The organism is Mesorhizobium sp. M7A.F.Ca.CA.002.05.1.1 (assembly GCF_003998335.1).
Classification (GTDB): domain Bacteria; phylum Pseudomonadota; class Alphaproteobacteria; order Rhizobiales; family Rhizobiaceae; genus Mesorhizobium.
In genome coordinates, this window is record NZ_RZQI01000794.1 from 1 (window position 1) to 2,780 (window position 2,780).

Annotated in this window: 4 protein-coding genes; all 4 read left to right on the top strand. The window is 64.0% G+C overall.

All coding sequences use genetic code 11. The features are described from left to right. The coding region (locus EN939_RS28535) for an aminotransferase class III-fold pyridoxal phosphate-dependent enzyme (RefSeq protein WP_164751292.1) at positions 1-381 on the top strand (381 nt) is incomplete at its 5' end. Positions 382-391: 10 nt separating this feature from the next. Beyond that, entirely contained in the window at positions 392-1,321 is a 930-nt protein-coding gene (locus EN939_RS28540) for a 3-keto-5-aminohexanoate cleavage protein (RefSeq protein WP_127269879.1), read from the top strand. Between the two features lie 12 nt (positions 1,322-1,333). After that, positions 1,334-1,849: a GNAT family N-acetyltransferase gene (locus EN939_RS28545; RefSeq protein WP_127269919.1), complete on the top strand. Its 516-nt coding sequence runs from the start codon at positions 1,334-1,336 to the stop codon at positions 1,847-1,849. Further along, positions 1,846-2,780: histone deacetylase family protein (locus tag EN939_RS28550; RefSeq protein WP_164751293.1), on the top strand; the 935-nt coding region annotated here is incomplete at its 3' end. The genes EN939_RS28545 and EN939_RS28550, both read left to right, overlap by 4 nt.

A 2,780-nucleotide genomic window follows, 5' to 3' on the forward strand; every position in this document is an offset into this window, starting at 1 on the left:
GACCGGCTCGACCTGATCGCCAATGCGGCCGCCATGGGTGATGTGCTGATGGACGGGCTGAAGGGGCTGGCGAAGCGGTTTCCGTTCATCGCCGACGTGCGCGGCAAGGGCCTGCTCACCGGCGCCCAGATGGTTGCCGATCCAGAGACGCTGAGGCCGATCGACCAGACCAAGAAAGCCACGCAGCGGCTGCTCGACCTCGCCTATGAGCGCGGGCTGATCATCTATGGCCGCAGGGTCAAGGGTGGCGTCGACGGCGACAATTTCATGGTCGCGCCGCCGATGATCGTCACCAGCGAACAGGTCGGCGAGATCGTTTCCATCATCGGCGACTCGCTGGAGTTGCTGGCTGCCGAACTCGACCTGCCGGTCGAAGGCTGAGGCGACAAAGATGGCGCCTAGAAAAGTCATCATAACCTGCGCCGTCACCGGCTCGGTGCACACGCCGTCAATGTCGCCCTATCTGCCGGTGACGCCGGACCAGATCGCGGCGGAGGCGATCGCGGCGGCCGAAGCCGGCGCGTCGATCCTGCATCTGCACGCCCGCGACCCGAGGGATGGCCGCCCGACCGCCGATCCGGACGTCTACATGCAGTTCCTGCCGCGCATCAAACAGGCGACCGATGCGGTGATCAACATCACCACCGGCGGCTCGTCGCTGATGACGCTCGATCAGCGGCTGGCAGCCCCTTTGCGGGCTGAACCCGAAATGTGCTCGCTCAACATGGGTTCGATGAATTTCGCGCTGTTCCCGATGCTCGACAAGCCAAGGGAATGGCAGCACGAGTGGGAACCCAAGCTGCTCGAAGCGACGCGCGACACCATCTTCAAGAACACCTTCGCCGACATGGAGGGCGTGCTGGAGCGGCTGGGCAAGGGCTGCGGCACGCGCTTCGAATTCGAATGCTACGATGTCGGCCATCTCTATTCGCTGGCGCATTTCCGCGACCGGGGTCTGGTGTCGGGGCCGCTGTTCATTCAGTTCGTGCTGGGCATTCTTGGTGGCATCGGCGCCGACCCGGAGAACCTCGTCCATATGAAGCGGATCGCCGACAAATTGTTCGGCGACAGCTACCAGTTCTCGGTGCTGGCCGCCGGCCGCCAGCAGATGCCGCTGATTTCGATCGCCGCGGCGATGGGCGGCAATGTCCGGGTCGGGCTGGAAGACAGTCTCTATGATGGCCGCCAGTTGGCGAAATCCAATGCCGACCAGGTGCGCCGCATCCGTGGCATTCTCGACGGGCTGTCTCTGGAGGTTGCAACGCCAACCGAAGCGCGCGACATGCTGGCGCTCAAGGGCGGCGACCGGGTGGCGTTTTGAGAGACGACCGTGATCAATCCAACATCCAATGACGTCCTCTTACGCCCCGGCCGGATCGAAGACGTCGAAACCATCCACGCGGCGATCCTGAAGCTCGGCACGCATATCGGCGCGCCCGAGGAGATCTTCTCGACGCCGGACGATCTCAGAACGTACGGCTTTGGCGAAAAACCCGCCTTTTCGACCCTGATCGCCGAAGTCGGCGGGGAATTTGCCGGGCTTTGCCTGCATTTCCCGATCTTTTCGACCTGGATGGGGCGGCCTGGCGTCTATGTGCAGGACCTCTATGTCGAGGACCGGTTTCGCGGCCGCAAGATCGGCGAGCGGCTGTTGCGGCATGTTGCGGCGCAGTGCCGGAACGAAGGCGGCGTCTATCTCCGGCTGTCGGTCGACACCGACAATGAAGGCGCCAAGACTTTCTACGAAAGGCTGGGCATCGCCTGGTCGAGCTATGAGCAGACCCAAAAAATCATCGGCGAGGCCTTCTTTGCCTTCGCCGACGCGCCGGAAAACGGGGATCACAAATGAAAGCCTTCTATGCCGAGGAACAAAAGCGTCACGACCCCAAGGCCTTCCTGTCAAGCGGTGCGGCACAGCCCAATCCGGAACAGCCGGAGCGCGTCGAGAGATTGTTAGCCGGCGCATTATCTGCGGGTTGCACGATCGAGCGGCCTCGCAATCATGGGCTCGGTCCGGTCGCGGCGGTGCATACGCCCGAATATCTGGATTTCCTCGAGCATATCTACGCGCGCTGGCAGCGCATCGAGGGTGCTTCGGCCGAAGTGATCCCCAACATCCATCCGATCGCGCGCAACGGCTCGTATCCGGCCTCGGCAGTCGGCCAGGCCGGCTACCATATGGCCGACACCGCTTGCCCGATCTCGGGCGAGACTTGGCAAAGCGCGCTGTGGAGCGCCTGGACCGCGGTCGATGCGGCCGAGGCGGTGATGTCAGGCGTACCGGCCGCCTACGCGCTATGCCGCCCGCCCGGTCACCACGCCTTTGCCGATGTCGCCGGCGGCTTCTGTTTCATCAACAACTCGGCCGTCGCGGCGCAGGTTCTGCGTAAGCAGGCCGCACGGGTGGCGATCCTCGATGTCGACCTGCATCACGGCAACGGCACGCAAGGCATCTTCTACGCACGGCCGGATGTGCTGACCGTCTCGCTGCATGCCGATCCCGTGCGCTTCTATCCGTTCTTCTGGGGCCATGCCGACGAGCGCGGCGAAGGGCCAGGCCTCGGCTACAATTTCAACCTGCCGCTGCCGCGCAAATCCGACGACGCGGCGTTTCTCGAGGCGCTCGAGGTGGCGTTCCAGCGCATCCGTGCCTTTTCGCCGGACGCGCTGGTCGTGGCGCTCGGCCTCGACGCGTTCGAGGGCGATCCGTTCGGCGGACTTTCGGTGACGACGCCGGGTTTCTTGCGCATCGGCGAGGCTATCGCAAAGCTCGGCCTGCC